Consider the following 25,492-nt stretch of genomic DNA (forward strand, 5'->3'; position numbering starts at 1 on the left):
GAGGCGTTCGCGGCGCAGGCGCTGGCGGTGCACAAGCAGATGGGCTGGGACACGTCGAAGGTGAACGTGAACGGCGGGGCGATCGCGATCGGCCACCCGATCGGCGCGTCGGGCTGCCGGATCCTGGTGACGCTGCTGCACGAGATGGCCAAGCGCGATGCGAAGCGCGGGCTGGCGTCGCTGTGCATCGGCGGCGGGATGGGTGTCGCGCTCGCGGTCGAGCGTCCGTAACCGGTCATCCGTAACCGGCGAACCGAATCCGGGCGCCGGCCGATTGCGGCTTCGGCCGGCGCTACGTGAAGTCAGAGGGGGCCTCGGTAGCTCTCGAAACCAAAAAATGGAGTGAGATTTATGTCTCAGCGAATTGCGTACGTAACGGGCGGGATGGGCGGCATCGGCACCAGTATTTGCCAGCGTCTGTTTAAGGACGGCTTCAAGGTCGTCGCGGGCTGCGGCCCGAACTCGCCGCGCCGCGTGAAATGGCTCGAGGACCAGAAGGCGCTCGGGTACGATTTCATCGCGTCGGAAGGCAACGTCGGCGACTGGGACTCGACCAAGGAAGCGTTCGACAAGGTCAAGGCCGAAGTCGGCGAGATCGACGTGCTGGTCAACAACGCGGGCATCACGCGCGACGTCGTGTTCCGCAAGATGACGCACGAAGACTGGACCGCCGTGATCGACACCAACCTGACGAGCCTGTTCAACGTGACGAAGCAGGTGATCGACGGGATGGTCGAGCGTGGCTGGGGCCGGATCATCAACATTTCGTCGGTGAACGGCCAGAAGGGGCAATTCGGTCAGACCAACTACTCGACCGCGAAGGCCGGCATCCACGGCTTCACGATGTCGCTCGCGCAGGAAGTCGCGACGAAGGGCGTGACGGTCAACACCGTGTCGCCGGGCTACATCGGCACCGACATGGTGAAGGCGATCCGCCCCGACGTGCTGGAGAAGATCGTCGCGACGATCCCGGTGCGGCGTCTCGGCGGGCCGGAGGAAATCGGCTCGATCGTCGCGTGGCTCGCGTCGAACGATTCCGGCTTCGCGACGGGCGCCGACTTCTCGCTGAACGGCGGCCTGCACATGGGCTGAACGCCCGGGCTGCGCGGGCCGGGTGGCCGTGCAGCCGGGTGTGTTCCGAAGGCCCCCGCCTCCCGGGTTCGGGCGGCGGGGATTCGTCACTTGCGCTACGCTGCACTGAAAGGCGTTACATGACTACTACAAAGAAGACGGCCGAACGGCTCATCAAGAAGTACCCGAACCGCCGGCTCTACGATACCGAGACAAGCACGTACATTACGCTCACCGACGTGAAGCAGCTCGTACTGGAGCAGGAGGACTTCAAGGTCGTCGATGCGAAATCCAACGAAGACCTGACGCGCAGCATCCTCCTGCAGATCATCCTCGAAGAGGAAAGCGGCGGCGTGCCGATGTTCTCGTCGTCGATGCTGTCGCAGATCATCCGTTTCTACGGTCACGCGATGCAGGGCATGATGGGCACGTACCTGGAAAAGAACATCCAGGCGTTCATCGACATCCAGAACAAGCTCGCGGATCAGTCGAAGAACATGTACGACACCAATGCGATGAATCCGGAAGTCTGGTCGCAGTTCATGAACATGCAGGCGCCGATGATGCAAGGGATGATGACGAGCTACATCGAGCAGTCGAAGAACATGTTCGTGCAGATGCAGGAACAGATGCAGAACCAGGCGAAGTCGATGTTCAGCACGTTCCCGTTCAAGCAGCCGGGTTCCACGGAGCCGGAGAAGAAGTAGCGATTTTGCGGCAGGCCGGCCGCGGCGGCGCGAGCCGTCGAAGGGCCGATGCCGTGAAGCGTGGTGCGCTGCGGCCGATCGTGTGCTCGGGCACGACGATGTGCGGCTGCCGCCTGCCGGAAGGCGCCGCCGACGGTCGTTCATGATCGTCGGCACCGCATGCCCGTGCCCGGGATGCCGGGTCTTGGGTGAGGCCGTTTCCGAAATGCTGGCTTAGTGCAGGCGGAAGGCTCCGTCAGGACGGCCGGACAGACACCCGGCTCGGTGTGTTCGCCCGCCTTCGCTCACAGCGCCGAACTGAAATCCTGGTGATCGTCCGGCGGCGGAAGGTCGAGAACGAGCTTGACCGCGCTGTAGTTGGCCTTCAGCGAAAACACGCGGCCGATCACGAGAAACGTCTGCCGCGAATTCTCGATCTCGACGAAGTCGCCGGGTTGCGGCACGTGGGCACCCTGGTCGTAGGAAAAGCTCGTGCTGGTTTGCTCACCGATGGCTTCTGCCGCGTGCTGGGTGAATTCGATCGTGATGTGGGTGGTCATGCGAGCCCCGTTGGGTGGATGGAAGAGAGCGAAGGCTTCGATTTTCGCATAGCGGCGGTGCGCTTCCGCGGCGATTGTTGCGCGACCGCGATTGCCGCTCGTGCTTGCCCGCTGGTCTACGCACATGCGATAGCAACGACCCGGCCGAAGCCGGGTCGGGAGGGCGGGACGAAGCGGAGCGACCGCTACCGCTACCGCTACCTCTCCGCAAACGTCCCTGCTTGCACCAACGTCATTTGGCCGGGGTCCAGGTATTTGCGGATGGCGGTGTTGACCTGTTCCACGGTCAGCGCGCGGACGCGCTCGGGGTAGGTGTCCAGGTCGCTTAGCGGTTGGTCCTGAAGCACCGTCTGGGCGAGCATGGCGGCCATCTGCCCGGTGGTTTCCATCGCGACCTGCTGGCGGCCGATCATGCCGTCCTTGCGTGCATCCAGTTCCGTCTGGGTGATGCCCTGTTTCCACCAGGCGTCCAGTACCCGACGGGTGCTGGCGATGCCCTTGTCCAGCAGAGGCGGGGCGAAGTTGGTGTTGACGACGAAGCCGCCTTCCATCAACGAGAGGCCGGACAGGCCGGCGCCGATGCCGTAGGTCAGGCCTTCCCGGTCGCGCACGGTCGCCATCAGGCGGCCGGTGAAGCCGCTGCCCAGGATGGCGATGCCCGCGCTCAGGGGCAGGTAGTCGGCGTCGCTGGCGCGCAGGTCGATGGCTTGCCCCATCGCCACGCTGATGGACGCCTTGTCCTTCATCGCGATGCGCTGCGTGTCGGCCCGACTGGCCAGGCGTGCCGGCCCCTGCCGTACGAGCGCCTTGCCGCCGCTCCAGCCCGCGAAGGCCTCGGTCACCTTGGCCTGCAGGCCGCGAGGGTCCGCACCGCCGACCACGACTACGGTCATGTGTGCCGGGCCGTAGTATGTGCGATGAAACGCCTTGATGTCGTCCAGCGTGGCGGCGGCAATGGCCTCGAGCATCCGCTCGCGCGGCACCGGAGCGTTGACATGGGCCTCGGGGTAGATGGCCAGCGACAATGCATCGCGTGCCCGTATGCCCGGGACTTCCCCGCTTTGGCGGACGCCGGCCTCCAGCCGGGTCTTGGCCCGGGCCAGTTCGTCGGCCTTGAAGGCAGGCGCGCGCAACTGCTCGGCCATCAGGTCGATCAGGGTAGGCAAATCCCGGGTCAGGCTCTTGCCGTATATGCCGACGTAGCCCGCCGCCGTCTGGAACGACAGCTGGGCGCCCAGGCTATCCAGCAGCGTGGAGATCGCCACCTTGTCGCGACGGGTGGTGCCCGCCTCCAGCAGCATGCCGGTCAGCAAGGGCACGGCGGGATTGGCCGCCTTGCTGGCCGTGTCCGCATCGCCCAGCGGCATCACCGCGGCAACGGACACCATTTCGCGCGGCGCCATCGGATAGACCAACAGGTCGATGCTGCCGGCCTGGGCGCGCACCACGCGATCGGCGATGCCCGCCTGAGCCGCGACAGGCAGCCACAGCATGGCCAGCGTTGCCACCCATGACAGCAAGCGATTGAAACGAACACGCATCATCTCGACTTCTCCGGAACGAACCAGCCGGTGGTGCTCTGGTCTTCAACGAGGTATTGGCGGGCCACACGCTGCACGTCGGCCGGCGTGACTTTTTCGAGTTGTCCCAGCTCGGTGACGAACAAGGTCCAATCGCCTTGCGCGACCGCTTCGCCGAGCAGTGCGGAAGTCTTGCTGACGCCGTCGCGCTGGTAGATCTGCTCGGCCCGGTAAGGGCCCAGCACGCGCTGGATATCCTCGCGCGTCACGCCCTGGGTCTTGATGCGTTCCAGTTCGGCCCACGCGATTTTCTCGGCCTGATCTTGCTGGGCGTTGGGCGACAGGTTGATCGTGATCACGAACGGGCCGGGATCGCGTCGCGCCTGGAAGCCGGCGCCGGCGTGCGTGGCGATTTCGGTGTCCACCAGCGTGCGATACAGCGGGCTGGCCTTGCCCTCGCTCAATACCAGGCCGAGCACGCTCAGCGCGGCCGCATCGGGATGCAGCGCGTTGGGTGCCTTGAAGGCCATGATCAGGCCGCCGGTTTCGCCGGCCCGCTTGAGCACCAGCCGCCGCGGCCCCTGTTGCGGTGGTTCCTCGGTGGTCATCGCCGGGATCGCATGGGGCGCGCGCGGAATGCCGCCGTAGTACTGCCTGATCCAGCCCAGCGCCTGCGCCGGCTGGAAATCGCCGACCAGGATGACCACCGCATTGTCCGGCCAGTAGAAGGTGTCGTAGAAGCTGCGCAGCTTGTCGACGCTGGCATGCTCGATGTCGCTGCGCCAGCCGATGGTGGGATGGTGGTAGGGATGCGCCTGATAAGCGGTGGCCAGCACCTGCTGGAACAACGCATGGAAAGGACGGTTCTCGCCGCGCTCGTACTCGTTGCGCACCACCGTCATCTCGCTGGCCAGGTCCTCCGGGCGCAGCAGCAGGTTGCGCATGCGGTCGGCCTCGATCGCGATATAACCTTCCAGCGCGTGGCGTTCCAGCGTGCCGAAATAGTTGGTGCGGTCCATCGACGTGGTGGCGTTGAAGCTGGCGCCCGCCCGCTCCAGATAGTCGTTCACCGAGTTGCCCTGGTCCTTCGAGTAGTGCCGGCTGCCCTTGAACATCAGGTGTTCCAGCAGGTGGGTGTTGCCGGTGGTGCCGGCGGCCTCGTTACGCGAGCCGACCCGGTACAACACCTGGAAACTGACCACTGGCGCGGCAGGGTCGGGCAGGGCAAGCACGGTGAGGCCGTTGGCGTCGAGGCGGTATTCGTCGATACCGGCCAGGGAGCGCACATGGGTAAAGCCCGGTATCTGGCTGGATTGGGCCATCGCCGTGCCTGCGATCAGCAGGCACAGCGAGAGCCCTGTCCGTATTGAACGCGGCAATGACATGGGACTTTTTCTCGTGGACACGATGAACGTGAAGGGTTAGGGGCTGGCCAGTGCGGCCAGCGAGGGGCCAGGCGTATTTTCGCGGCGCTGCGCACGACGCTCGATGCTACGTGGCATCGGGTTCATCGTGGAATGAGACGGGTTCGAATTTTTCGTGGCAAAAGGAAGAAAGCACGGGCGCGAGGGGCAGGTGTCGTCGCAGCCGGGGCAGGAACTGTCTCGGGCGATCCAGGGGGGGCGTCGTACCTCTGCGGCGGTCGCTCGCCCCGAAGTGAAAGGGTTGCATCAAACTCTGATTCATGACCCGCCGCCCGTCGTGCGGCGTATTCGAACTGGCGTCCATGTTGCCGCCAGCCGTTCATTTTGGCTCGCCGACCCATAAATAGCTGTAAACTCACGCTTTTGCCGCCACGCCCCCACATTCCAGATGTCCCAATCCCCCAAAGTAGGGTTCGTATCCCTCGGGTGCCCGAAAGCCCTCGTCGATTCCGAACAAATCATCACCCAGTTGCGCGCCGAAGGTTATGTAATCTCCGGCACCTACGACGGCGCCGACCTCGTCGTCGTCAACACCTGCGGCTTCATCGACGAAGCCGTGCAGGAAAGCCTCGATGCGATCGGCGAAGCGCTGACCGAGAACGGCAAGGTGATCGTCACCGGCTGCCTCGGCGCGAAGGCGAGCGCCAGCGGCTCGAACCTGATCGAGGAAGTGCACCCGAAGGTGCTCGCCGTCACCGGCCCGCACGCGGTGGGCGAAGTGATGCAGGCCGTGCATTCGCACCTGCCGAAGCCGCACGACCCGTTCGTCGACCTCGTGCCCGCGGCCGGCATCAAGCTCACGCCGCGCCACTACGCATACCTGAAGATCTCCGAAGGCTGCAATCACCGCTGCACGTTCTGCATCATCCCGTCGATGCGCGGCGATCTCGTGTCGCGTCCGGTCGCCGAAGTGATGCTCGAGGCCGAGAACCTGTTCAAGTCGGGCGTGAAGGAACTGCTCGTGATCTCGCAGGACACGAGCGCTTACGGCGTCGACGTGAAGTACCGCACGGGCTTCTGGAACGGCAAGCCGATCAAGACGCGCATGACCGACCTGGTCGCCGCGCTCGGCGAACTCGCCGCGCAGTACGGCGCATGGGTGCGCCTGCACTACGTGTATCCGTATCCGAGCGTCGACGAAGTGATCCCGCTGATGGCCGAAGGTCCGTTCAAGGGCCACGTGCTGCCGTATCTCGACGTGCCGTTCCAGCACGCGCACCCCGACGTGCTGAAGCGCATGAAGCGTCCGGCGAACGCCGAGAAGGTGCTCGAGCGCGTGCAGAAGTGGCGCGAGATCTGCCCGGACCTGACGATCCGCAGCACGTTCATCGCGGGCTTCCCCGGCGAGACGGAAGAGCAGTTCGAAACGCTGCTCGACTTCATCCGCGAAGCGGAGCTCGACCGCGTCGGCTGCTTCGCGTACTCGCCGGTCGAAGGCGCGACCGCGAACGAACTCGACGGTGCGCTGCCGGACGAGGTCCGTGAAGAACGCCGCGCGCGCTTCATGGAAGTCGCCGAGGAAGTGTCGGCGAACCGCATCCAGCGCAAGGTCGGCAAGACCCTCAAGGTGCTGATCGACGAAGTCGGCGAAGAAGGCGGGATCGGCCGCACGGCAGCCGATGCGCCGGAGATCGACGGCGTCGTGTATGTCGAGCCGGCGACGAAGGCGTCGAAGCGCTACAAGGTCGGCGATTTCGTGTCCGTGAAGATCACGGGCGCCGACGGCCACGATCTGTGGGGCGAGGTGTAAGCGATGAGCGCCGCATTTCCGGAGATCCTCGCGCTCGGCGAGGCGATGATCGAATTCAACCAGTCGCAGCCGGGCCGTCCGGAATTCCTGCAGGGCTTCGGCGGCGACATGTCGAACTTCTGCATCGCGGCGGCGCGCCAGGGCGCGTCGACGGGCTTCGTGTCGGCGATCGGCGACGATCCGTTCGGCCGCCTGCTGGCCGACATGTGGCGCGCCGAGCATGTCGATACGACGTACGTGCGGATCGATCGCACGGCGCCGACCGGCGTGTATTTCGTCACGCACGGCGCCGACGGCCACCAGTTCGACTATCTGCGCGCGGGCTCCGCGGCGAGCCGCTACACGGCGGGCGACCTGCCGCTCGACGCGCTGGCGGCGGCGAAGGCCGTGCACCTGTCGGGCATCAGCCTCGCGATCAGCACGGCCGCGTGCGATGCCGCGTTCGCGGCGATCGACCATGCGCGCCGCAACGGTGTGAAGGCCAGCTTCGACACGAACCTGCGCCTGAAGCTGTGGCCGCTGCCGCGCGCCCGCGCGGTGATGCGCGAGGCGCTGCGCCAGACTGACATCTGCCTGCCGAGCTGGGACGACGTCACGGCGCTGACGGGCGCGAACGATCGCGACGCGATCGTCGACGCGATGCTCGAACACGGGCCGCAGGTCGTCGCGCTGAAGCTCGGCAAGGACGGCGCATATGTCGCGACGCCGAACGAGCGGCGCGTCGTGCCGGGCTTCGCGGTCGAGGCCGTCGACGCGACGGGCGCGGGCGACTGCTTCGGCGGCGCCTTCGTCGCGCGGATCGTCGCGGGCGACGATCCGTTCGCGGCGGCGCGCTATGCGAACGCGGCGGCGGCGCTGTCGACGACGGGCTACGGCGCGGTCGCGCCGATTCCGCACCGCGATGCGGTGGAGCGCCTGATGCAAGGCTGACGCGGCATGCGCACGCCGGCCACGGCCCCGCACGATCCATTCATTCGAACAGAAGGATGAGGAGGCAACATGCAACGCGAAGTGGTGGTGGTGAGCGGCGTGCGTACCGCGATCGGCGAATTCGGCGGCAGCCTGAAGAACATCGCGCCGACCGAGCTCGGCGCACAAGTCGTGCGCGAAGTGTTGCAGCGAGCGCAGGTGTCGGGCGACGAGGTCGGCCACGTGGTGTTCGGCAATGTCGTGCACACCGAACCGAAGGACATGTATCTCGCGCGCGTTGCCGCGATCAACGGCGGCGTCGCGCAGCATGCGCCGGCGCTCACGGTCAACCGGCTGTGCGGCTCCGGGCTGCAGGCGATCGTGTCGGCCGCGCAGGGCGTGTTGCTCGGCGATACGGACATCGCGATCGCGGGCGGCGCGGAGAACATGAGCCGCGCGCCGTATTCGATTCCGGCCGCGCGCTTCGGGCAGCGCATGGGCGACATGCGCGCGGTCGACATGATGGTCGGCGCGCTGAACGATCCGTTCCAGACGATCCACATGGGCGTGACGGCCGAGAACGTCGCCGCGAAGTACGGTATTTCGCGCGACGCGCAGGACGCGCTCGCGCTCGAATCGCACCGTCGCGCGTCGCATGCGGCGAAGGCCGGCTACTTCAAGGAGCAGATCCTGCCGGTCGAGCTGATCGGCTCGAAGAAGGGCACGCCGGTCGTGTTCGATCGCGACGAGCACGTGCGCCACGACGCGAGCCTGGACGACTTCTCGAAGCTGCGGCCCGTGTTCGTGAAGGAGAACGGCACGGTGACGGCCGGCAACGCGTCGGGCATCAACGATGCGGCGGCAGCGGTGCTGCTGATGGAGCGCAGCGTCGCCGAGAAGCGCGGCGCCGAGCCGCTCGCGCGCCTCGTTGCCTATGCGCATGCGGGTGTCGATCCGGCCTACATGGGGATCGGTCCCGTACCGGCCACGCAAAAGGTGCTCGAGCGCGCGGGGCTGACGGTTGCCGATCTCGACGTGATCGAGGCGAACGAGGCATTCGCCGCGCAGGCATGCGCGGTGACGAAGGAGCTGGGTCTCGACCCGGCAAAGGTGAATCCGAACGGGTCCGGCATTTCGCTCGGCCACCCGATCGGCGCGACGGGTGCGCTGATCACCGTCAAGGCGCTGTACGAGCTGCAGCGCATCGGCGGCCGATACGCGCTCGTGACGATGTGCATCGGCGGCGGGCAGGGCATCGCCGCGATTTTCGAGCGAATCTGAAGCAAGGAGCAACGCAAGGTGGGTCGATATTCGGAATGGCAACGGGCGCTTGTCGTCGCATGCGCGCTGGCGGCGGGCATCGCGCTGCCGGGCGCGGTCGCGGCGCAGGCCGTCGCGCCGGGCGCGCAACAGGATGAAGCGGCACCCGCGCGGCCGCTGCGGCCGAATTCCGAATTCGCGCGGCTGCCGCGCTACGAAGGCACGCTCGGCGACCGGCCGATCGTCGTGCATCTCGGCCCGAAGACGGACGAGGAAGGCGTGCACGGCGAATACCAGTTCGCCGATACGGGCGAGGTGGTCCTGCTCGCGGGCGATCGCGATGGCGATACGCTCGAGATCGAGGAATCGAACGACGGCACGAACATCTCCGGCGTATGGATCGGCCGCTTCGACACGACGGGCGACCTGAAGGCCGACCGGATGAACTCGGACGAGTCGGACCCGCAGCCCGTCGTGCTGCGCCTGGCGCCGGGCAAGCGCGCGGCGCTGCAGGTGCGCGACGGCCGCGTGCAGGAAATCGAGACGGTGGGCGGCGTCGTCAATCTGCGCACCGACGACTGAGCCCGCGCTGGCTCGGCGTGCGCGGCGCGCATTGTACCGGGCCAAATGCGCCGATTTTGGCTAATCTAGCGACATATTCCGCAACCGAACGGCCTTGTGCCCGGCTTCCTGTCATGACTGCATCCACTCCCAAGCGCGCGCTGCAAACCCGCATCGTTCAACCCGACGACGTCATTCCGGAAGGCTTCCGCTCGTTCGTGCCGCCGGTCGCGCGCGCATCGACGGTCGTGTTCCCCGATCTCGCGACGATGCGCGCGCTCGTCTGGCACAACGACAACCAGTGGCGCTACGGGCTGCATGCGACGCCGACGTCGCTCGCGCTCGCGCAGCGGCTCGCCGAGATCGAGGGCGGCACGCACGCGCTGCTGCAGCCGTCGGGCCTCGCGGCGATCATGAACGTCTACTTCGGGATCGTGAAGGCGGGCGACGACGTGCTGATTCCGCACAACGTGTACGGCCCGAACGCCGATTTCGGCAACTGGCTCGCGAAGGATTTCGGCATCGCCGTGCGCTTCTACGATCCGCTCGTCGGCGCCGGCATCGCCGAGCTGATCCAGCCGAACACGCGGCTGATCTGGATCGAGGCACCCGGCTCGGTGACGATGGAAGTGCCCGACGTACAGGCGATCACGGCGGCCGCGAAGGCGCGCGGCATCGTCACCGCGATCGACAACACCTATTCGGCCGGGCTCGCATTCAAGCCGTTCGAGCACGGCGTCGACATCTCGGTGCAGGCGCTGACCAAGTATCAGTCGGGCGGCAGCGATGTGCTGATGGGCGCGACGATCACCGCGGACGCGGAACTGCACGCGAAGCTGAAGCTCGCGCGGATGCGCTGCGGGATCGGTGTGTCGGTCGACGATTGTTCGCTCGTGCTGCGCAGCCTGCCGAGCATGCAGGTGCGCTTCGACGCGCACAGCAGGAGCGCGCTCGCGCTCGCGCAATGGCTGAAGGCTCGGCCGGAGATCGCTTCGGTGCTGCATCCGCAGATCGCCGACTGCCCCGGGCATGCGTCGTTCATGCGCGACTTCACGGGCGCGGGCGGGTTGTTCTCGGTGGTGTTCGACGCGCGCTACAGCGCGGAGCAGATCGACCGCTTCGTCGAGTCGCTCGAGCTGTTCGCGATCGGCTGGAGCTGGGGCGGCGCGTGCAGCCTCGCGATGCCTTATGACGTCGCGTCGATGCGTCCGGACTGGCCGCATCGCGGCACGCTGGTGCGTTTCTACGTCGGTCTCGAGGACGAAACCGACCTGCGCGCGGATATCGAGCGCGCGATGCAGGCCGTACTCGGCTGATCGCAGGCCGAAAACGTCCCGCGGGAAAAACGAAACGCCGGCGCGATGCAACATCGCGCCGGCGTTTTTCGTTCGAGGTCGTGCGGGATCAGAACAGCCGCAGCAGCCCGTCGAGGCCGACGTGATCGAACGCGACCGTCGCCGCGTCGCGCACGACGGGCTTCGCGTGAAACGCGACCGACAGCCCGGCTTCGGCCATCATCTTCAGGTCGTTCGACCCGTCGCCCATCGCGATCGCGCGGTTCGGCTCGAGACCGAGCGATGCGCACGTGTCGCGCAGCAGGCGCGCCTTCACGTCGGCGTTGACGATCTCGCCCAGCACCTTGCCGGTCAGCTTGCCGTCGACGATCTCGAGCGTGTTCGCATGCGCGTAGTCGAGGCCGAGGCGTGCCTTCAGCCGCTCGGTGAAGAACGTGAAGCCGCCCGACACGAGCAGCGTTTTCATGCCGGCGGCCTTCACGCCGGCAAGCATCGTCTCGGCGCCCGGCGACAGTTGCAGCCGTTCCTCGTACACGCGCTCGAGCGCCTGCGCATCGAGCCCGGCCAGCAGCGCGACGCGGCGCGTGAGGCTTTCGTTGAAGTCGCGGATCTCGCCGCGCATCGACGCTTCGGTGATCTCGGCGACCTGCGTCTTGAGCCCGCAGAAATCGGCGATCTCGTCGATGCACTCGATCGTGATCAGCGTCGAATCCATGTCCATCACGACGAGCCCGAAATCGCCGAGCGTGCGGCCGGCCTCGACGAATGCGAAGTCGAGCGCGTGCGTGCCGCAGTACGCGTCGATGTCGAGACGCTGCGCCGGGTTCGCGTTTTCGATGCGCAGCGCGTGATCGTCGGTCTGCACGATGCGGGTGCCGCGCGACAGCGCGAGCAGCGGTTTGTGATGGGCGTCCGACAGCGGCGCAAGACTCTGGATGACGAGGTTGTGGGTCATGGCGGGATGGTTGCGAGGCGAATGAAATGCATGTGCGGCCAACGGACGGCCGCCTGCGGACGCGGGCCCCGTTCGGCTGCGGGCCATGGCGTCGCGAACGCGCCATTGTAGCCGGTTGGCCGGGCCGGGCGATCGCGGCAGGCACGAATCCTGAGGCCGGACTCGCAACGGCACGCCCGCCGCGCGGGCCGAACGTCGACGCTTATTGCCCGTCCACGCGATCCCAGTACGGCGGATCGCCGAAATGTTCGGCCAGAAAGGAGATGAACGCGAGCGTCTTCAGCGGCACGTGCGCGCGGCTCGGATAGACGGCCCAGATCGCGACATCGTCCGCGAACGGATAGTCGTCGAGCACCGTGACGAGCGCGCCGCTCGCGAGCAGCGGGCCGACGTCCCAGGTCGACTTGATCGCGATCCCGAAGCCGTCGACCAGCGCTTCGCGGATCGCCTCACCGTTGCTCGCGACGAGCCGGCCGCCGACCCGCACGGTCAGCGGGCCTTGCGGCGTCGCGAACGACCAGTCGCGCTGGTCGCCGAGGATCACGCACTCGTGCTGCGCGAGGTCGGCCGGATGGCGCGGTGTGCCGCGTTCGGCGAGATACGCGGGCGAGCAGCACAGCACGCGGCGGTTCACCGCGAGCTTGCGCGCGACGAGCGTCGAATCCTTCAGCGCGCCGAGGCGGATCGCGACGTCGTAGCCGTCGTCGACGAGATCGACGATCTCGTCGGACAGCCGCAGGTCGAGCGATACCGACGGATAGCGGCGCAGGAACGCGGGAATCACCGGCGCGACATGCTGGCGGCCGAACGACGACGACATCGACACCTTCAGCCGCCCGTACGGCTCGCTGCGGCCACGGCCGACCGACGCGCGCGCGGCGTCGGCGGCCGACAGCAGCGCGTCGGCGCGCGCCATGAAGACCTCGCCGTCCTGCGTGAGGCTGATGCGGCGCGTGGTGCGGTGCAGCAGCCGCGCGCCGAGCTGGCGCTCGAGCTGCGCGATGCGCGCGCTCGCGACCGCGACCGACACGCCGAATTCGCGCCCGGCCGCGGTGACGTTCGCGAGCAGCGCCGCGCGCACGAACAGCGCGACGTCGAGCAGGTCGAGCGGCTTGTCGGGTGCCGGAATCGGATCGGACGCCATTATTCTGAAATTCCTGAAAATGTTTCAGGAAATATAGCGGTTTTCTCGAAGGATCGGGTTGCCTACGATGATGTTCATCGGGCTGCGCCGCGGCCCGCCCGTTTCCCTGAAAGGAGTTTCGTGATGAAAGCCGTTGGACTGACCCGCTATCTGCCGATCGACGACCCGCAGGCCTTGCTCGACGTGGAGCTGCCGCAGCCCGTGCCGAGCCCGCGCGACCTGCTCGTGAAGGTCGAGTCGATTTCCGTGAACCCGGTGGACACCAAGGTGCGTGCGCCGAAGCCGCAGGTCGAGGACACGCCGCGCGTGCTCGGTTGGGATGCTGCCGGCACGGTCGTCGCGGTCGGCGCCGACGTCACGCTGTTCCGGCCCGGCGACGAAGTGTTCTACGCGGGCAGCATCACGCGGCCCGGCGCGAACAGCGAATTCCATGCGGTCGACGAGCGGATCGCCGCGCTGAAGCCTCGCACGCTCGACTTCGCCGCCGCGGCCGCGTTGCCGCTCACCGCGCTGACCGCGTGGGAAGCGCTGTTCGACCGGCTGCGCGTGTCGCCGCAGGGCGCGGACGCCGGCAAGTCGGTGCTGATCATCGGCGGCGCGGGCGGCGTGGGCTCGATCGCGATCCAGCTCGCGAAGGCACTCGGCAAGCTGCACGTAATCGCGACCGCGTCGCGGCCGGCGTCGGCCGAATGGGTGCGCTCGCTCGGCGCGGACGCGGTGGTCGACCATTTCGGCGACCTGCCTGCGCAGCTGCGCGAAGCAGGGCATCCGAACGTCGACTACGTGCTGATCTTCAACGACACGGACCGCCATTTCCCCGCCGCGGCGGAAGTAATCCGGCCGCAGGGCGGCATTTGCACGATCGTCGAGAACGGGAAGCCGGTGCCGGTCGAACTGCTGAAGGCGAAGAGCGCCGCGTTTCACTGGGAGTTCATGTTCACGCGGGCGATGTTCGAGACGCCGGACATGATCGAGCAGCACCGGATCCTCGGCGAAGTCGCGCGGCTCGTCGACGGCGGCACGCTGCGCACGACGCTCGGTGAACAGCTCGGCGCGATCAATGCCGCGAACGTGCGGCGCGCGCACCAGTTGCTCGAAGCCGGGCGCACGATCGGCAAGCTCGTGCTGAGCGGCTTCTGAGCGCGCACGAACTCGTCGCTTCGTGCCAGGCTCTTCGACGAGGCACCCCCCAACGAGGCTTTCTGCGAGGCTGAAAACCTGCGGTGGCCCGGCGTTTTCTCGAGAGCCGGCATCGCGCGTAAGGTTGCAACGCCGCGAACGCAAGCGGGGTAACACCCGATGCGTTTGCGGCGCATTGCATGCCGCTTGGCGGTAGACTGGCAACGCATCATGCATCGAAAACCGCGCGGCACGCGCGTGCCGCCGCATTACAAGGAGGTCAGCATGAGCCAACGCAGCTTGTCAGTCGCCGCATCGTGGTCGGCCGTGTTCGCGGCAGCGTGCGTCAGCGCGAGCGTATTCGCGGCGCCGCCGGTCAAGGGCAGCCTGAAGGGCGGCGGTACGGGACAGCTCGAATACACCGTCAAGGTCGACTCGAAGACCTTCGGCAATATGCAGGAGACCCGCAAGATCCGCTCGGGCGAGACGGACGACTTCAACTGGAAGTCGGTGCCGCCGAGCGGCGCGGTCGCGTTGCCGGACGGCTGCCCGAACGCGGACAACCTGCCGCGCGACGCGAACGGCGCGATGGTGCGCCAGACCCAGGTGCGGCTCGCGCCGTCGATCGACGCAAAGGGGATCGCGAACGTGCAGATGAGCTTCCAGGCGTCCGCGCCGAAGGGCATGCGCACCGTGACGGCCGGCGGCAAGTCGCTGCAGTGCCCGGACGTCGTGTCGGTGAGCCAGGTGAAGTGGGTGTCGATTCCGACCAACGGCGGTTCGAAGTCCGTGACGATGAGCGACGGCACGAAGGTGACGGTGTCGATCAAGCGGTGAGCAGCGCGCGGGCCGGCGTTTCGTCCGGTGCGCGCGCAACGGATTCGACTGGCGGGACGAGCAGGGCGGCACGTGAGCGTTTCGTGTCGCCGTCACGATGCTTTCCCGCGACCTGCTTCGCGCTATGTTGCCGCGGCGACGGCATGGCAACCGTTCGCCGCGCGTCGGCGCAACGTGCCAACCTGCGTGACGTCATGCGGATGTCACGTTATGCTCCGCCATGTCATCACCTTCCTGTAACGATATCCCGATGAAATTCCGAATGTGCATGCTGCTGTCGGCCGCAGCGTTCGTCTCCGCGCACGCGCAGGCGGCCGACGATTGCAGTTTCGTGAAGAAGATCGAGCTGCCGTCGCGGCAGCAGGTGGCGGTCGTGTCGAGCGGCGCACTCGAACCGTGCTCGACCGGCAGCTACGCGGTGCGCGTGTATTCGACCGCGCATGCCGCACCCGGCTTCGATACGGACGACTACGTGACGGGTGCGCTGCATGCGCGCGATGGCACGGTCACCGACGCGTTCACTGCCGACCTCGGCGCACGCGCGCCGCAGGCGCTCGTCGTGACGACGCGCTCGGCCGGCAGCGGCGGTTATGTCGGTGCGCAGGCCTATGTGACGACACCGCGTGCGGTTCGGCTCGTCGCGTCGGTCGACGGGCTCGCGCCCGACGCGGACATCGCGGCCGCGTTGCGGCAGGCGATCGGCAAGCGCCGCGTCGCGCGCTGACGCGCTGATCGCGCACCGCGCGAACGCATTGCGCGGCGCCACCGCGTGTCAATGCGCGCGCTCCTCAAGCCGCGCTGCGAGAAAGCGGTGATCGGCCGAGAACAGCCGGCGGTAGGTCATCAGCACCGCGCCGACGGTGCCGAGCGCGGACGCCGCGGCGATCAGGAACATGATCACGATCTGGTAGCGCACGGCCTGCAGCGGCGACTGGCCGGCCAGCACCTGGCCCGTCATCATCCCCGGCAGGCTCACGACGCCGACGACGGCCATCTGGTTCAGCGTCGGCAGCATGCCCGCGCGCACGGCCTGGCGCGCGGCGTCCTGCGCGGCTTCCCAGCGCGTCGCGCCGAGCGCGAGCGCGGTCTCGACGCGGTCGCGGCGTGCGGTGAGCTCTTCCATCATCCGCTCGACGCCGAGCGACACGCCCGTCAGCGTATTGCCGAGAATCATCCCGAGGATCGGAATCGCGTATTGCGGCGCGTACCACGGATGGATGCGGATCACGACGAACAGGCCGACCGCCGCGACGAACCAGCTGCTGAACCAGATCGACGCGATGCTGTCGATGCGCTGGCCGCGGTACGTGCGCTTGCCGCGTCCCGCGCCGGCGAACCCGGCGATCAACGTCATCAGCGCGGTGAGCGGCAGCACGACATACCAGTGCGGATGGCCGAACACCCAGCCGAGCACATAGCCGATCGCGAGCAACTGCACGACGGTGCGCACGGCCGCGAGCGCGAGCTTGCGGCCGAGGCCGAGCGACAGCGCCGCCGAGATCGCGCCGTTGATTGCGACGAGCGCGGCGGCGATGCCGACGTCGACGAGGCTCAGGTCCTGCAGTGCCGGGCTCATCGCGCAGCCTCCATCTGGTTTGCAGCGTGCAGCACGCCGGCCTGCATCACGAGTCGCGTCGTGCCGATCCGCGCGGCCTGGGCCGGATCGTGCGAGATCCACATGTACGCGCGAGCGTCGGGCGCCGCGTCGAACCACGCACCGACGAGCGCTTCGATCGCGCGCGCCGATTCGGGATCGAGCGCGGAGGTCGGCTCGTCGAGCAGCAGCACGTCGGGGTCGAGCTGCAGCACACGCAGCAGCGCGGCGATCTGCGCTTCGCCGCCCGACAGTTCGCTCGCGCGCTTGTCGAGAAAGTCGGGGCCGCGGCCGGCACGTGCGGCGAGCGTTTCGGCGCGCGCGCGATCGAACGCGACGTCGCGATAGATTGCGAGCGAATACGGATAGCGCAGTTGCGATTCGACGGTGCCGTCCATCTGCGCGGGACGCTGGCGCACGTACGCGACGCTGCGCCGGTAGCGCGGGATCGCGCTGCGCCGGATCCGGCGGCCGCGCCACAGGATGTGGCCGCCGTCGAGTGGATCGAGCAGCGCGAGCGCGCGCAGCAGCACGCTCTTGCCCGACCCGGATGGTCCCGTGATAGCAATGCGCGATCCCGCGGCGAGACTGAAATCGGTCGGGGCGAGCAGCGTCTTGCCGCTGCTGGCGTCGCGTCGCGTGATGCGCTGCGCGTCGATGAGGCCGGTGGGGGCTGTCATGTCACAAATGAAAAAAAGCGTTAATGGCGCCGAAAGGTCGCCATGCCGTGCGTCATAATACCGATTTGAAAAGCCGCGGGTGTCGTGCGCCGTTCGTCCACGCAAGCGGCCCGGCATGGTGCGGCAACATTTCAGAACAACAACGGAACCGCCATGACGCTAACCCGAGCCATCGGCAAATCGGCTGCATGGATCGTCGGTATCGTCGCGGTGCTCATCGCGGCGGCCGGCGTCTTTCTCTTCACATTCGATTGGAACCGCGCGAAGCCGTGGGTCAACGAACAGGTGAGTGCGGCGCTCGGCCGCCCGTTCGCGATCACCGGCGACCTGAAGGTCGGCTGGCGTCGCCCCGACGGCGAGACCGGCTGGCGCGCCTGGGTGCCCTGGCCGAGCTTTTCGGCCACGCAGCTCGAGATCGGCAACCCCGACTGGGCGAAGGCGCCCAAATTCGTCACGCTCGATGCCGCGCACTTCGATCTCGCGATCCTGCCGTTGCTCGCGCATGAAATCGTCATTCCGTCGATCGACGTCGTGAATCCCGCCGTCGACCTCGAGCGGCTCGCCGACGGCCGCAACACGTGGACCTTCCAGTTCAAGCAATCGTCGCAGCCGTCGCCGTGGAAGGTGCGGCTCGACAGCTTCGGCTTCGCGAAGGGCACCGTCACGTATCGCGACGCGATCACGAAGGCCGACCTGACCGTCGCGATCGATACGCTCGGGCAGCCGATTCCGCTCGGCGACGTGCTGAAGGAACAGGAACAGACGTCGCGTGCGGCGTCCGCGCAGCGTGTCGGCAAGCGCGGCGCCGCGCAACTGAGCGCGAAGGCGAATGCGGAAGCCGCGTCGAGCGCATCGGCGGCGCAGGCTGCGGGGGCGTCGTCGTCGTCCATGGCGGTTGCGGCAGCGTCTGCGGTTGCGCCTGCGTCGTCGGCGTCGGCCGCCGCATCAGGTGCATCCAGCGCGTCGGGTGCGTCCGCCGCATCCGGTGCAAGCGGCACCGCGGCACCCGCGAAGCCGTCCGGCCCGACCTATGCGTTCGGGCTGAAGGTCGACGGCCGCTACAAGAACGTGCCGATCAGCGGCACCGGCAAGCTCGGCGGCGTGCTCGCGGTCGAGGACACGTCGCGGCCGTTCCCGCTGCAGGCCGACGTGAAGGCCGGCGACACGCGACTCGCGATCGTCGGCACGCTGACCGACCCGCGGAATCTCGCGGCGCTCGACCTGCGCCTGTGGCTGCAGGGCACGTCGATGTCGCACCTCTACCAGCTCACCGGCATCACGCTGCCCGACACGCCGCCTTATGCGACCGAAGGGCGGCTGATCGGCAACTTCAAGCGGCGCGCGAGCACGTTCCGTTACGAGAACTTCAACGGCCGCGTCGGCGGCAGCGATCTCGGCGGCACGCTGGTGTACGAGCAGCGCGAGCCGCGGCCGAAGCTGTCGGGCGAACTCGTGTCGAACCTGCTGCAGTTCTCCGATCTCGCGCCGGTGATCGGCGCGGACACGGCCGCAAGCAAGGCCAAGCGCGGCGACACCACACGCCAGCCGCCGGGCCGCGTGCTGCCGGTCGAGACGTTCCGTACCGACCGCTGGCGCGCGCTCGACGCGGACGTGAAGTTCACCGGCCGCAAGCTGATCAAGAGCGCGAACCTGCCGATCACCAATCTGTACACGCACATCGTGATGCAGGACGGCGTGCTGTCGCTCGAACCGCTGCAGTTCGGCGTCGCGGGCGGCACGCTCGCGACGACCGCGCATCTCGACGGCAGCGGCGCGCCGCTGAAGGGCCGCTTCACGGTGGCCGCGCGGCACCTGAAGCTCAAGCAGCTGTTCCCGGCGCAGAAGGTGATGCAATCGGCGCTCGGCGAGATCAACGGCGACGCGTCGCTGTCGGCGACCGGCAACTCGCCGGCCGCGCTCGCGGCGACGTCGACCGGAGAAGTGAAGGCGCTCGTCACCGACGGCCGCATCAGCCGCCTGCTGATGGAAGCCGCGGGGCTGAACGTCGCGAACGTCGTCTACGAGAAGCTGTTCGGCAATCGCGACGTGAACATCAATTGCGCGGCGATCGACTTCGTCGCGACCAACGGGATCCTCGACCCGAAGGTGTTCGCGCTCGATACCGACGACGCGCTGATCAACGTCGACGGCCCGATCAGCCTGCGCGACGAAACGCTCGACCTGAAGATCCATCCGCACACGAAGGGCTTCCGGATCTTCTCGCTGCGCTCGCCGTTGTACGCGAAGGGCACGTTCAAGAACCCGGACGTCGGCGTCGACGCGGGTGCGCTCGCGCTGCGTGCCGGCGCGATGATCGGGCTTGGCCTGATCAACCCGTTCGCGGCGCTGATTCCGCTGATCGCGCCGAGCAACAACAAGGACGTGCCGTGCTCGCAGCTGTTCGGGCAGATGAAGGAGAAGGCAGCGCAGAAGGCGGCGGCGAAGGCCGGCAAGTGAGGCGGGCGGGCACCGGCGGGTGCCCGGCGCGGAGGGCGGATTGGCGGGGCCGGAACGGCATGGTCGGCAGTTTCTCCGACACCTGCTAAAATACACGGTTTTCCGTCGATTTATCCTTTAACGGGACCTGCCGTGCTTTCTACTGCCAACATCACGATGCAATTCGGGCCGAAGCCCTTGTTCGAGAATATCTCGGTCAAATTCGGCGAGGGCAACCGCTATGGTCTGATCGGCGCGAACGGCTGTGGCAAGTCGACCTTCATGAAGATCCTCGGCAGCGACCTCGAGCCGAGCGCCGGCAACGTCGCGCTGGAGCCGAACGTGCGTCTCGGCAAGCTGCGCCAAGACCAGTTCGCGTACGAAGACGTGCGCGTGCTCGACGTCGTGATGATGGGCCACACCGAGATGTGGGCCGCGATGACCGAGCGTGACGCGATCTACGCGAACCCGGAAGCCACCGACGACGACTACATGCACGCGGCCGAGCTCGAGGGCAAATTCGCCGAATACGGCGGCTACGACGCCGAGGCGCGCGCGGGCGCGCTGCTGCTCGGCATCGGCATCGAGGAGAAGTTCCACAACGGCACGATGAGCGACGTCGCGCCGGGCTGGAAGCTGCGCGTGCTGCTCGCGCAGGCGCTGTTCTCGAAGCCCGACGTGCTGCTGCTCGACGAGCCGACCAACAACCTCGACATCAACTCGATCCGTTGGCTCGAGCATACGCTCAACGAGTACAACTCGACGATGATCATCATCTCGCACGATCGTCACTTCCTGAACTCGGTGTGCACGCACATGGCCGACATGGACTACGGCACGCTGAAGGTCTGGCCGGGCAACTACGACGACTACATGCTCGCATCGGCACAGGCGCGCGAGCGCCAGGCCGCGGCGAACGCGCGTGCGAAGGAGCGCGTGGCCGAACTGCAGGACTTCGTGCGCCGCTTCTCGGCGAACAAGTCGAAGGCCCGCCAGGCGACGAGCCGCGCGAAGCAGATCGACAAGATCAAGATCGAGGAATTCAAGCCGTCGTCGCGCCAGAACCCGTTCATCCGCTTCGAGTTCGAGAAGAAGCTGCACAACGTCGCGGTGGTTGCCGAAGAGATCACGAAGAAGTACGAGCGCACGATCTTCCAGAACTTCAACCTGTCGGTGCAGCCGGGCGAGCGGATCGCGATCATCGGCGAGAACGGCGCGGGCAAGACGACGCTGCTGCGTTCGCTGCTCGGCGCGCTCGAGCTCGAGCACGGCACGGTGAAGTGGTCCGAGAACGCGAATGTCGGCTACATGCCGCAGGACACGTACGAGGAGTTCCCGAACGACATCACGCTGATGGACTGGATCGACCAGTACCGCAAGGACGGCGACGACGAAACGATGGTGCGCGGCACGCTGGGCCGCCTGCTGTTCTCGTCGGACGACATCAAGAAGTCGGTGAAGGTGCTGTCGGGCGGCGAGAAGGGCCGCATGATCTGGGGCAAGCTGATGCTCGGCCGCCACAACGTGCTGCTGATGGACGAGCCGACCAACCACATGGACATGGAATCGATCGAGTCGCTGCAGATCGCGCTCGAGCAGTTCGAAGGCACGCTGATCTTCGTGTCGCACGACCGTGAGTTCGTGAGCGGGCTGGCGAACCGGATCATCGAAGTGCGTACGGACGGTACGCTGTTCGACTTCGGTGGTAACTATGAGGAATTCCTGACGAGCCAGGGGCAGGAGTAATTGTCCTGAGGCTTCCGTTCATGTGCCGCGGCTAGACAACAGGAAGCGCGGCGCGTGGAGGGAAACCGCCAAAAACGCATCAGGCCCGCATCGACAGTATTGTCGATGCGGGCTTTTTCATTTCCGCCGCCGGCAAAGCCATACTGCGTAGCGCATTCCAGTTTCCTCCGATCAATCGACTTCGGGTAAATTACCCTCCGAACACCAATCCCTGATCCCTATTCCCCATCCCGACCCGGAGCCGCCCCTCGATGCAGGACCATCCTCTGCCGCTCGACTTGTCCGGCCTTGCGCCAAGCCTGTACGCGCAGGGCACCGAGGAAAGCATTCTGGCGCGGCTGATGGAGCGGATCGCGCCTACGAATCGCTTCTGCGTCGATATCGGCGCGAGCGACGGCCTGCGCAACAGCAACACTGCGCGGCTGCTGCGCGAACAGGATTGGGCGGGCGTGTTGGTGGAAGGCAGCGCGTACCGGTTCGGCAAGCTTGCCGCTCACTACGCGGGCGCGGAGCGCGTGCGTCTGCATCACGGCCGCGTCCAGCCTGACACGATCGACCAGTTGCTCGCCGATGCGAACGTGCCGGCCGACTTCGACCTGCTGTCGATCGATATCGACGGCAACGACTACTGGGTGTGGCGCGGCCTGCAAGCATTTCAGCCGCGCATCGTCGTGATCGAATACAACCCGTACTACACGCCGCCCGAACGCTGGGTCATGTGCTTCAATCCGGACCACGAATGGGACGGCTCGACCTATTACGGCGCGAGCCTCGAATCGCTCGTTCATCTCGGCAGGCAGAAGGGCTATGAGCTCGTCTGCTGCGACGACATGGGCAACAACGCATTCTTCGTGCGGCAGGACCTGTACCCGCTGCTCGGCATCGCGAACAACGCTCCTTCGGTGCTGTTCCGGCCGGCGATGTACAAGCTGCGCTACGTCGGGCACAACACGTTCCTGAGCGGGCATCCGTATCGGCACGGGCCGGCAGAGCACATCTGAATGGACCAGCACGCCGTCACCTTCGACGAAATCCGCGACGCCTACGCGTTCGGCCAGAGCGGGCCGCCGCGACAGGTCGGCGAACGCGTATGGCACCTGCCGACCGACGACGGCGGCGTGGCGGTCAAGCTCTATGCGCCGGAGCATCATGCGCGCGCGGCCAAGGAAGCCGCCGTCCTCGCGCATTTCGAGACGCATGGCGATGCGCGCTTCCGTGTGCAGACGCTGAAACGCACGACGGCCGGCGAACCGATGTGGACGGGCACCGGCGCGCACGCAATGGTGACGCGTTGGGAAGCGGGGCAGTTCAGAACCTACGATACGTTTTCGCCTGCCGAATGGGATGCGCTCGGCGCGAGTCTGGCGGCGTTGCATTTGAGCCTCGAACGGCTTCATCTGCCGTCGCTCGACACGATCCGCGCGCGGCTGACCGCGATCGACGCGGACGCGGTGCGCCGCAGCCTGCTGGACGCGCTGGATCGCGCGCGCTCGAACGACGGCGCCGCGAACCTGCGGCGCTATGTCGAACTCGCGCTGCGCATGATCGACCGCTTCTATCCGGGCAGCGTCGAAGCGTTTCCCGCCGACGATCCGCAGCACCCGATCCATAACGACTACAACCAGTTCAACTATCTGTTCGCGGACGCGGGCACGCCGCCGCTCATCCTCGACTGGGAAGCGTCGATCGGCGCGCCGCGCGAATACGAGCTGGTGCGTTGCCTGAATCATCTGCCGCTGGAAGCGCCGCACCTGGCGGAAGCCTTCGTGCGCGCGTACCGGCGGGTCCGGCCGGTGGATCCCGCGCGCATCGCGTGGGCCGTCGATGCCGCGTGTGTGCAGCACGCGCTCAAGCTGTGGGTCGTGCAAGGCTGGCTCGACGATCCGGCGCGTTTCGCCGCGCACCTGAGCGGGGCGGTGACGATGGCGTCCGCGATGGTGGACGCGCGCGGCCGACTCGTCGATTTCTTTTCCCAATGCGTGGAAGCAGGAAGCTGAAGTGAACGCGAATCCGAACCGGACCACGAACCCGCTGCCATCCGGCGAACGGCAACATGTCTTCCCGCCGCCGCTGGATCGCGATTACCGCGTCGAAGACGGGCGCGTCCGGACGCGCTCGCTGGAAGCGCATATCGTCGATCACTGCAACCTGACCTGCGCGGAATGCTGCTCGCTGTCGCCGCTCCTGCCCGAGTGGCATGCGAGCCCCGATTCGCTCGAAGCCGATCTGCGCATGGCCGCGAAGGTCTTGAGCCCGCGCATGTTCAAGCTGGTCGGCGGCGAACCGCTGCTGCACCCGGCGCTCGTCGAGCTCGTCGAACGCGTGCGCGCCACGGGCATCGCGCCCGTGATCTCGGTCACGACGAACGGCCTGAAGCTCGGCGAGATGCCGGACGCGTTCTGGCAGGCGGTGGATGCGCTGACGATCTCGCGTTACCCGAAGCCGTCGCTTTCGCCCGACCTGATCGCGCATGTCGAGCACCAGGCGGCGCGTTTCGACGTGCGCCTGAACTGGAAGGTGCAGGACGTGTTCACGACGATGAATCGCGCACAGCCCGGCACGGACCGCGACGACGCACAGCGCCTCTATCGCGATTGCTGGATCCGCGAACGCTGCCATATGATTCGCGATGGCATGTTCTACACGTGTACGCGTCCCGCGCATTTTCATACGCTGTACAAGGGCGAGAAGGATTTTCAATCCGACGGCCTGCCGCTGCGCGACGACGCAGGCATGCTCGACGCGATGCTCGCCTATCTGCAACGCGAGGCGCCGCTGGAAGCGTGCCTGCATTGCCAGGGCGGCAGCGCGCCGGTGGCGCCGCATCGCATCCTCAAACGCATTGAAGTGGACACCTTGAAGGCTCGTTATCCATGATCGTCGGCACGCGCGACCTGTTCGGTTTCGATCGTCTGCACTACCATCCGCGCAGCGGCGTGTCGGCATCCGGAATCCGGGCCGTCCTGCATGCGTCGGGGCAACCGGCCGGCGCGCCGGACACGGCCGCCATCGCCGGCTATCTGAGCGGCGAGCGTCCCATCGGCCGCACCGTGCTGCGCGACGTGCTGGCAGTGCCGCCCGGCCATGCGCTGATCCGTTCGCCGCAAGGGCTGACGGTGCAGCCGGCGCCCGAGCGGCCGCAGCGTTGCGATCTGGAAACCGTGCTGCGCGCATCGCTGCAACGCGCGCTCGACAGCGGCAAGCGCGTCGCGCTGGCGCTGAGCGGCGGGCTCGATTCGGCGCTGCTGCTCGCGTTGCTGCGCGAACTAGGCGCGCAGCGGCACGTGACGTCCTACATCCTCGCGACCGACATGCCGGACTATTGCGAACGCGATGCCGCACTCGAACTGGCCGCGCAGATGCAGGCGACGGTGAAGATCGTGCGCGCGAACGAGGCCGAATTCGTGGCCGCGCTGCCGAGAACGACCCATGCGGTCGAGGAGCCGATGTTCAACCTGCATCCGGTCGCGAAGCTGCTGCTGGCCGAGGCAATGGCCGCGGACGGCATCGAGGTGGCCATCACCGGCGACGGTGCGGACCAGGTGCTGCGCCGCGACCGGTCGGCCAACTATCTGCCGCTGTGCCATGCGTTGTTCGATGCGGCGTCGGTCGACCTGCATCCGCCGTTTGTCGACGCCGCCGTCGTCGCGCATCTGACGAGCATCGAACCCGACCCGAACAAGCAGTGCCTGCGCGATCTCGGTGCGCGCCTGAACCTGCCGGACCGGCTCGTGCACGGCCCCAAGCGCGGGCGGCTCGCGCCGGCGATGGACCTCACGGCACTACTCGATCGCGACCGCACGCATGCACTGGCCGACACGCTCGGTCTTGCCGTGCCCACATTGCAGGCGGATACCGAACGCGTGCTGTGGGCGACGCTGACGCTGATCCTCGATCATCTCGACCACATCCACTTCGATGCCGCGCATCGCCCGACCTGAGCCG

At 66.9% G+C, this 25,492-nt stretch carries 23 protein-coding genes and 1 pseudogene; 17 read left to right on the forward strand and 7 right to left on the reverse strand.

The window, feature by feature from the left end; all coding sequences use genetic code 11:
- The 3 genes and pseudogenes from KVT39_RS15590 to phaR all read left to right on the forward strand — a co-directional run.
- A pseudogene (locus KVT39_RS15590) lies at window positions 1-231 on the forward strand (acetyl-CoA C-acetyltransferase); the annotation flags it as partial.
- Between the two features lie 120 nt (window positions 232-351).
- Window positions 352-1,092 (forward strand): 3-ketoacyl-ACP reductase, encoded by a 741-nt coding sequence (locus KVT39_RS15595; protein WP_034181301.1) that lies wholly within the window; start codon window positions 352-354, stop codon window positions 1,090-1,092.
- 119 nt (window positions 1,093-1,211) lie between these two features.
- The gene (phaR, locus tag KVT39_RS15600) at window positions 1,212-1,778 is read left to right on the forward strand and encodes a polyhydroxyalkanoate synthesis repressor PhaR (protein ID WP_034181302.1); all 567 of its coding nucleotides are present in this window, start codon (window positions 1,212-1,214) and stop codon (window positions 1,776-1,778) included.
- Between the two features lie 284 nt (window positions 1,779-2,062).
- Here the strand turns inward: phaR and KVT39_RS15605 are convergent, their stop codons facing one another.
- From KVT39_RS15605 to KVT39_RS15615, 3 genes are all read right to left on the reverse strand, one after another.
- On the reverse strand, window positions 2,063-2,317 hold the full coding sequence (locus KVT39_RS15605; RefSeq protein WP_034181303.1) for a hypothetical protein: 255 nt from the start codon (window positions 2,315-2,317) through the stop codon (window positions 2,063-2,065).
- A 197-nt stretch (window positions 2,318-2,514) separates the two neighbouring features.
- A complete protein-coding gene (locus KVT39_RS15610) occupies window positions 2,515-3,861 on the reverse strand; it encodes a pitrilysin family protein (RefSeq protein WP_034181304.1) in 1,347 nt (448 codons plus the stop codon).
- On the reverse strand, window positions 3,858-5,222 hold the full coding sequence (locus KVT39_RS15615; RefSeq protein ID WP_217589518.1) for a pitrilysin family protein: 1,365 nt from the start codon (window positions 5,220-5,222) through the stop codon (window positions 3,858-3,860). The genes KVT39_RS15610 and KVT39_RS15615 overlap by 4 nt, the downstream gene beginning before the upstream one ends.
- 427 nt (window positions 5,223-5,649) lie before the next feature.
- Between KVT39_RS15615 and rimO the strand changes: the two genes are divergently transcribed.
- The 5 genes from rimO (at window position 5,650) to KVT39_RS15640 (ending at window position 11,057) form a co-directional block, all read left to right on the forward strand.
- Complete coding sequence (rimO, locus tag KVT39_RS15620; RefSeq protein WP_217589519.1) at window positions 5,650-7,011, forward strand: 30S ribosomal protein S12 methylthiotransferase RimO; 1,362 nt, start codon at window positions 5,650-5,652, stop codon at window positions 7,009-7,011.
- Window positions 7,012-7,014: 3 nt separating this feature from the next.
- Window positions 7,015-7,941, forward strand: coding sequence for a sugar kinase (locus KVT39_RS15625; RefSeq protein ID WP_217589520.1), 927 nt, complete (start codon window positions 7,015-7,017; stop codon window positions 7,939-7,941).
- A 69-nt stretch (window positions 7,942-8,010) separates the two neighbouring features.
- Window positions 8,011-9,201 carry a beta-ketothiolase BktB gene (bktB, locus tag KVT39_RS15630; RefSeq protein ID WP_217589521.1) on the forward strand — a complete coding sequence of 397 codons (1,191 nt, stop codon included), beginning with the start codon at window positions 8,011-8,013 and terminating at the stop codon, window positions 9,199-9,201.
- An 18-nt stretch (window positions 9,202-9,219) separates the two neighbouring features.
- Window positions 9,220-9,762 (forward strand): hypothetical protein, encoded by a 543-nt coding sequence (locus tag KVT39_RS15635; protein ID WP_217589522.1) that lies wholly within the window; start codon window positions 9,220-9,222, stop codon window positions 9,760-9,762.
- A gap of 113 nt (window positions 9,763-9,875) precedes the next feature.
- Complete coding sequence (locus tag KVT39_RS15640) at window positions 9,876-11,057, forward strand: cystathionine beta-lyase (RefSeq protein ID WP_034181310.1); 1,182 nt, start codon at window positions 9,876-9,878, stop codon at window positions 11,055-11,057.
- A gap of 88 nt (window positions 11,058-11,145) precedes the next feature.
- On the opposite strand, the gene serB is transcribed toward KVT39_RS15640, so the two are convergent.
- Together serB and KVT39_RS15650 are read right to left on the reverse strand one after the other, a co-directional pair.
- Window positions 11,146-11,991, reverse strand: coding sequence for a phosphoserine phosphatase SerB (gene serB, locus KVT39_RS15645; protein WP_034181311.1), 846 nt, complete (start codon window positions 11,989-11,991; stop codon window positions 11,146-11,148).
- A 202-nt stretch (window positions 11,992-12,193) separates the two neighbouring features.
- Entirely contained in the window at window positions 12,194-13,135 is a 942-nt protein-coding gene (locus tag KVT39_RS15650; protein WP_217589523.1) for a LysR family transcriptional regulator, read from the reverse strand.
- Window positions 13,136-13,258: 123 nt separating this feature from the next.
- Here KVT39_RS15650 and KVT39_RS15655 point away from each other — a divergent pair, with 123 nt between their 5' ends.
- The 3 genes from KVT39_RS15655 (at window position 13,259) to KVT39_RS15665 (ending at window position 15,815) form a co-directional block, all read left to right on the forward strand.
- Window positions 13,259-14,275: a zinc-binding alcohol dehydrogenase family protein gene (locus tag KVT39_RS15655; protein ID WP_217589525.1), complete on the forward strand. Its 1,017-nt coding sequence runs from the start codon at window positions 13,259-13,261 to the stop codon at window positions 14,273-14,275.
- A 264-nt stretch (window positions 14,276-14,539) separates the two neighbouring features.
- Window positions 14,540-15,091, forward strand: coding sequence for a DUF6013 family protein (locus tag KVT39_RS15660; protein ID WP_175749491.1), 552 nt, complete (start codon window positions 14,540-14,542; stop codon window positions 15,089-15,091).
- A 250-nt stretch (window positions 15,092-15,341) separates the two neighbouring features.
- Window positions 15,342-15,815, forward strand: a complete 474-nt coding sequence (locus tag KVT39_RS15665) for a PliI family lysozyme inhibitor of I-type lysozyme (protein ID WP_175749490.1) — start codon at window positions 15,342-15,344, stop codon at window positions 15,813-15,815.
- A 48-nt stretch (window positions 15,816-15,863) separates the two neighbouring features.
- Here the strand turns inward: KVT39_RS15665 and fetB are convergent, their stop codons facing one another.
- A complete protein-coding gene (gene fetB, locus KVT39_RS15670; protein WP_034181315.1) occupies window positions 15,864-16,667 on the reverse strand; it encodes an iron export ABC transporter permease subunit FetB in 804 nt (267 codons plus the stop codon).
- Window positions 16,664-17,365, reverse strand: a complete 702-nt coding sequence (locus KVT39_RS15675) for an ATP-binding cassette domain-containing protein (RefSeq protein WP_034181316.1) — start codon at window positions 17,363-17,365, stop codon at window positions 16,664-16,666. The genes fetB and KVT39_RS15675 overlap by 4 nt, the downstream gene beginning before the upstream one ends.
- 153 nt (window positions 17,366-17,518) lie before the next feature.
- Here KVT39_RS15675 and KVT39_RS15680 point away from each other — a divergent pair, with 153 nt between their 5' ends.
- The 6 genes from KVT39_RS15680 to KVT39_RS15705 all read left to right on the forward strand — a co-directional run bounded on the left by KVT39_RS15680 (window position 17,519) and on the right by KVT39_RS15705 (window position 25,488).
- Window positions 17,519-19,822 carry an AsmA family protein gene (locus KVT39_RS15680; RefSeq protein WP_217589526.1) on the forward strand — a complete coding sequence of 768 codons (2,304 nt, stop codon included), beginning with the start codon at window positions 17,519-17,521 and terminating at the stop codon, window positions 19,820-19,822.
- Between the two features lie 132 nt (window positions 19,823-19,954).
- Window positions 19,955-21,547 carry an ABC-F family ATPase gene (locus KVT39_RS15685; RefSeq protein WP_034181318.1) on the forward strand — a complete coding sequence of 531 codons (1,593 nt, stop codon included), beginning with the start codon at window positions 19,955-19,957 and terminating at the stop codon, window positions 21,545-21,547.
- Window positions 21,548-21,798: 251 nt separating this feature from the next.
- Window positions 21,799-22,548, forward strand: a complete 750-nt coding sequence (locus KVT39_RS15690) for an FkbM family methyltransferase (protein ID WP_105392609.1) — start codon at window positions 21,799-21,801, stop codon at window positions 22,546-22,548.
- On the forward strand, window positions 22,549-23,544 hold the full coding sequence (locus tag KVT39_RS15695; RefSeq protein ID WP_131947563.1) for a phosphotransferase enzyme family protein: 996 nt from the start codon (window positions 22,549-22,551) through the stop codon (window positions 23,542-23,544).
- Window position 23,545: 1 nt separating this feature from the next.
- Window positions 23,546-24,424 carry a 4Fe-4S cluster-binding domain-containing protein gene (locus KVT39_RS15700; protein WP_034181321.1) on the forward strand — a complete coding sequence of 293 codons (879 nt, stop codon included), beginning with the start codon at window positions 23,546-23,548 and terminating at the stop codon, window positions 24,422-24,424.
- Window positions 24,421-25,488: an asparagine synthase-related protein gene (locus KVT39_RS15705; protein WP_217589527.1), complete on the forward strand. Its 1,068-nt coding sequence runs from the start codon at window positions 24,421-24,423 to the stop codon at window positions 25,486-25,488. The genes KVT39_RS15700 and KVT39_RS15705 overlap by 4 nt, the downstream gene beginning before the upstream one ends.
- Window positions 25,489-25,492 lie beyond the last annotated feature (4 nt).

Origin of the sequence: Burkholderia sp. GbtcB21 (assembly GCF_019091065.1) — a bacterium.
GTDB classification, from domain to species: Bacteria; Pseudomonadota; Gammaproteobacteria; order Burkholderiales; family Burkholderiaceae; genus Burkholderia; species Burkholderia pyrrocinia_C.

What these genes read in the sequence shown, in the direction of transcription:
- fetB (WP_034181315.1), bottom strand. Translation starts at nt 16,667, where the DNA reads ATGAGCCCGGCACTGCAGGACCTGAGCCTCGTCGACGTCGGCATCGCC.
- KVT39_RS15665 (WP_175749490.1), top strand. Translation starts at nt 15,342, where the DNA reads ATGAAATTCCGAATGTGCATGCTGCTGTCGGCCGCAGCGTTCGTCTCC.
- KVT39_RS15690 (WP_105392609.1), top strand. Translation starts at nt 21,799, where the DNA reads ATGCAGGACCATCCTCTGCCGCTCGACTTGTCCGGCCTTGCGCCAAGC.
- KVT39_RS15650 (WP_217589523.1), bottom strand. Translation starts at nt 13,135, where the DNA reads ATGGCGTCCGATCCGATTCCGGCACCCGACAAGCCGCTCGACCTGCTC.
- KVT39_RS15625 (WP_217589520.1), top strand. Translation starts at nt 7,015, where the DNA reads ATGAGCGCCGCATTTCCGGAGATCCTCGCGCTCGGCGAGGCGATGATC.
- KVT39_RS15640 (WP_034181310.1), top strand. Translation starts at nt 9,876, where the DNA reads ATGACTGCATCCACTCCCAAGCGCGCGCTGCAAACCCGCATCGTTCAA.
- KVT39_RS15605 (WP_034181303.1), bottom strand. Translation starts at nt 2,317, where the DNA reads ATGACCACCCACATCACGATCGAATTCACCCAGCACGCGGCAGAAGCC.
- bktB (WP_217589521.1), top strand. Translation starts at nt 8,011, where the DNA reads ATGCAACGCGAAGTGGTGGTGGTGAGCGGCGTGCGTACCGCGATCGGC.
- KVT39_RS15680 (WP_217589526.1), top strand. Translation starts at nt 17,519, where the DNA reads ATGACGCTAACCCGAGCCATCGGCAAATCGGCTGCATGGATCGTCGGT.
- KVT39_RS15675 (WP_034181316.1), bottom strand. Translation starts at nt 17,365, where the DNA reads ATGACAGCCCCCACCGGCCTCATCGACGCGCAGCGCATCACGCGACGC.
- KVT39_RS15705 (WP_217589527.1), top strand. Translation starts at nt 24,421, where the DNA reads ATGATCGTCGGCACGCGCGACCTGTTCGGTTTCGATCGTCTGCACTAC.
- KVT39_RS15610 (WP_034181304.1), bottom strand. Translation starts at nt 3,861, where the DNA reads ATGATGCGTGTTCGTTTCAATCGCTTGCTGTCATGGGTGGCAACGCTG.
- KVT39_RS15655 (WP_217589525.1), top strand. Translation starts at nt 13,259, where the DNA reads ATGAAAGCCGTTGGACTGACCCGCTATCTGCCGATCGACGACCCGCAG.
- phaR (WP_034181302.1), top strand. Translation starts at nt 1,212, where the DNA reads ATGACTACTACAAAGAAGACGGCCGAACGGCTCATCAAGAAGTACCCG.
- KVT39_RS15615 (WP_217589518.1), bottom strand. Translation starts at nt 5,222, where the DNA reads ATGTCATTGCCGCGTTCAATACGGACAGGGCTCTCGCTGTGCCTGCTG.
- KVT39_RS15695 (WP_131947563.1), top strand. Translation starts at nt 22,549, where the DNA reads ATGGACCAGCACGCCGTCACCTTCGACGAAATCCGCGACGCCTACGCG.
- rimO (WP_217589519.1), top strand. Translation starts at nt 5,650, where the DNA reads ATGTCCCAATCCCCCAAAGTAGGGTTCGTATCCCTCGGGTGCCCGAAA.
- KVT39_RS15660 (WP_175749491.1), top strand. Translation starts at nt 14,540, where the DNA reads ATGAGCCAACGCAGCTTGTCAGTCGCCGCATCGTGGTCGGCCGTGTTC.
- serB (WP_034181311.1), bottom strand. Translation starts at nt 11,991, where the DNA reads ATGACCCACAACCTCGTCATCCAGAGTCTTGCGCCGCTGTCGGACGCC.
- KVT39_RS15595 (WP_034181301.1), top strand. Translation starts at nt 352, where the DNA reads ATGTCTCAGCGAATTGCGTACGTAACGGGCGGGATGGGCGGCATCGGC.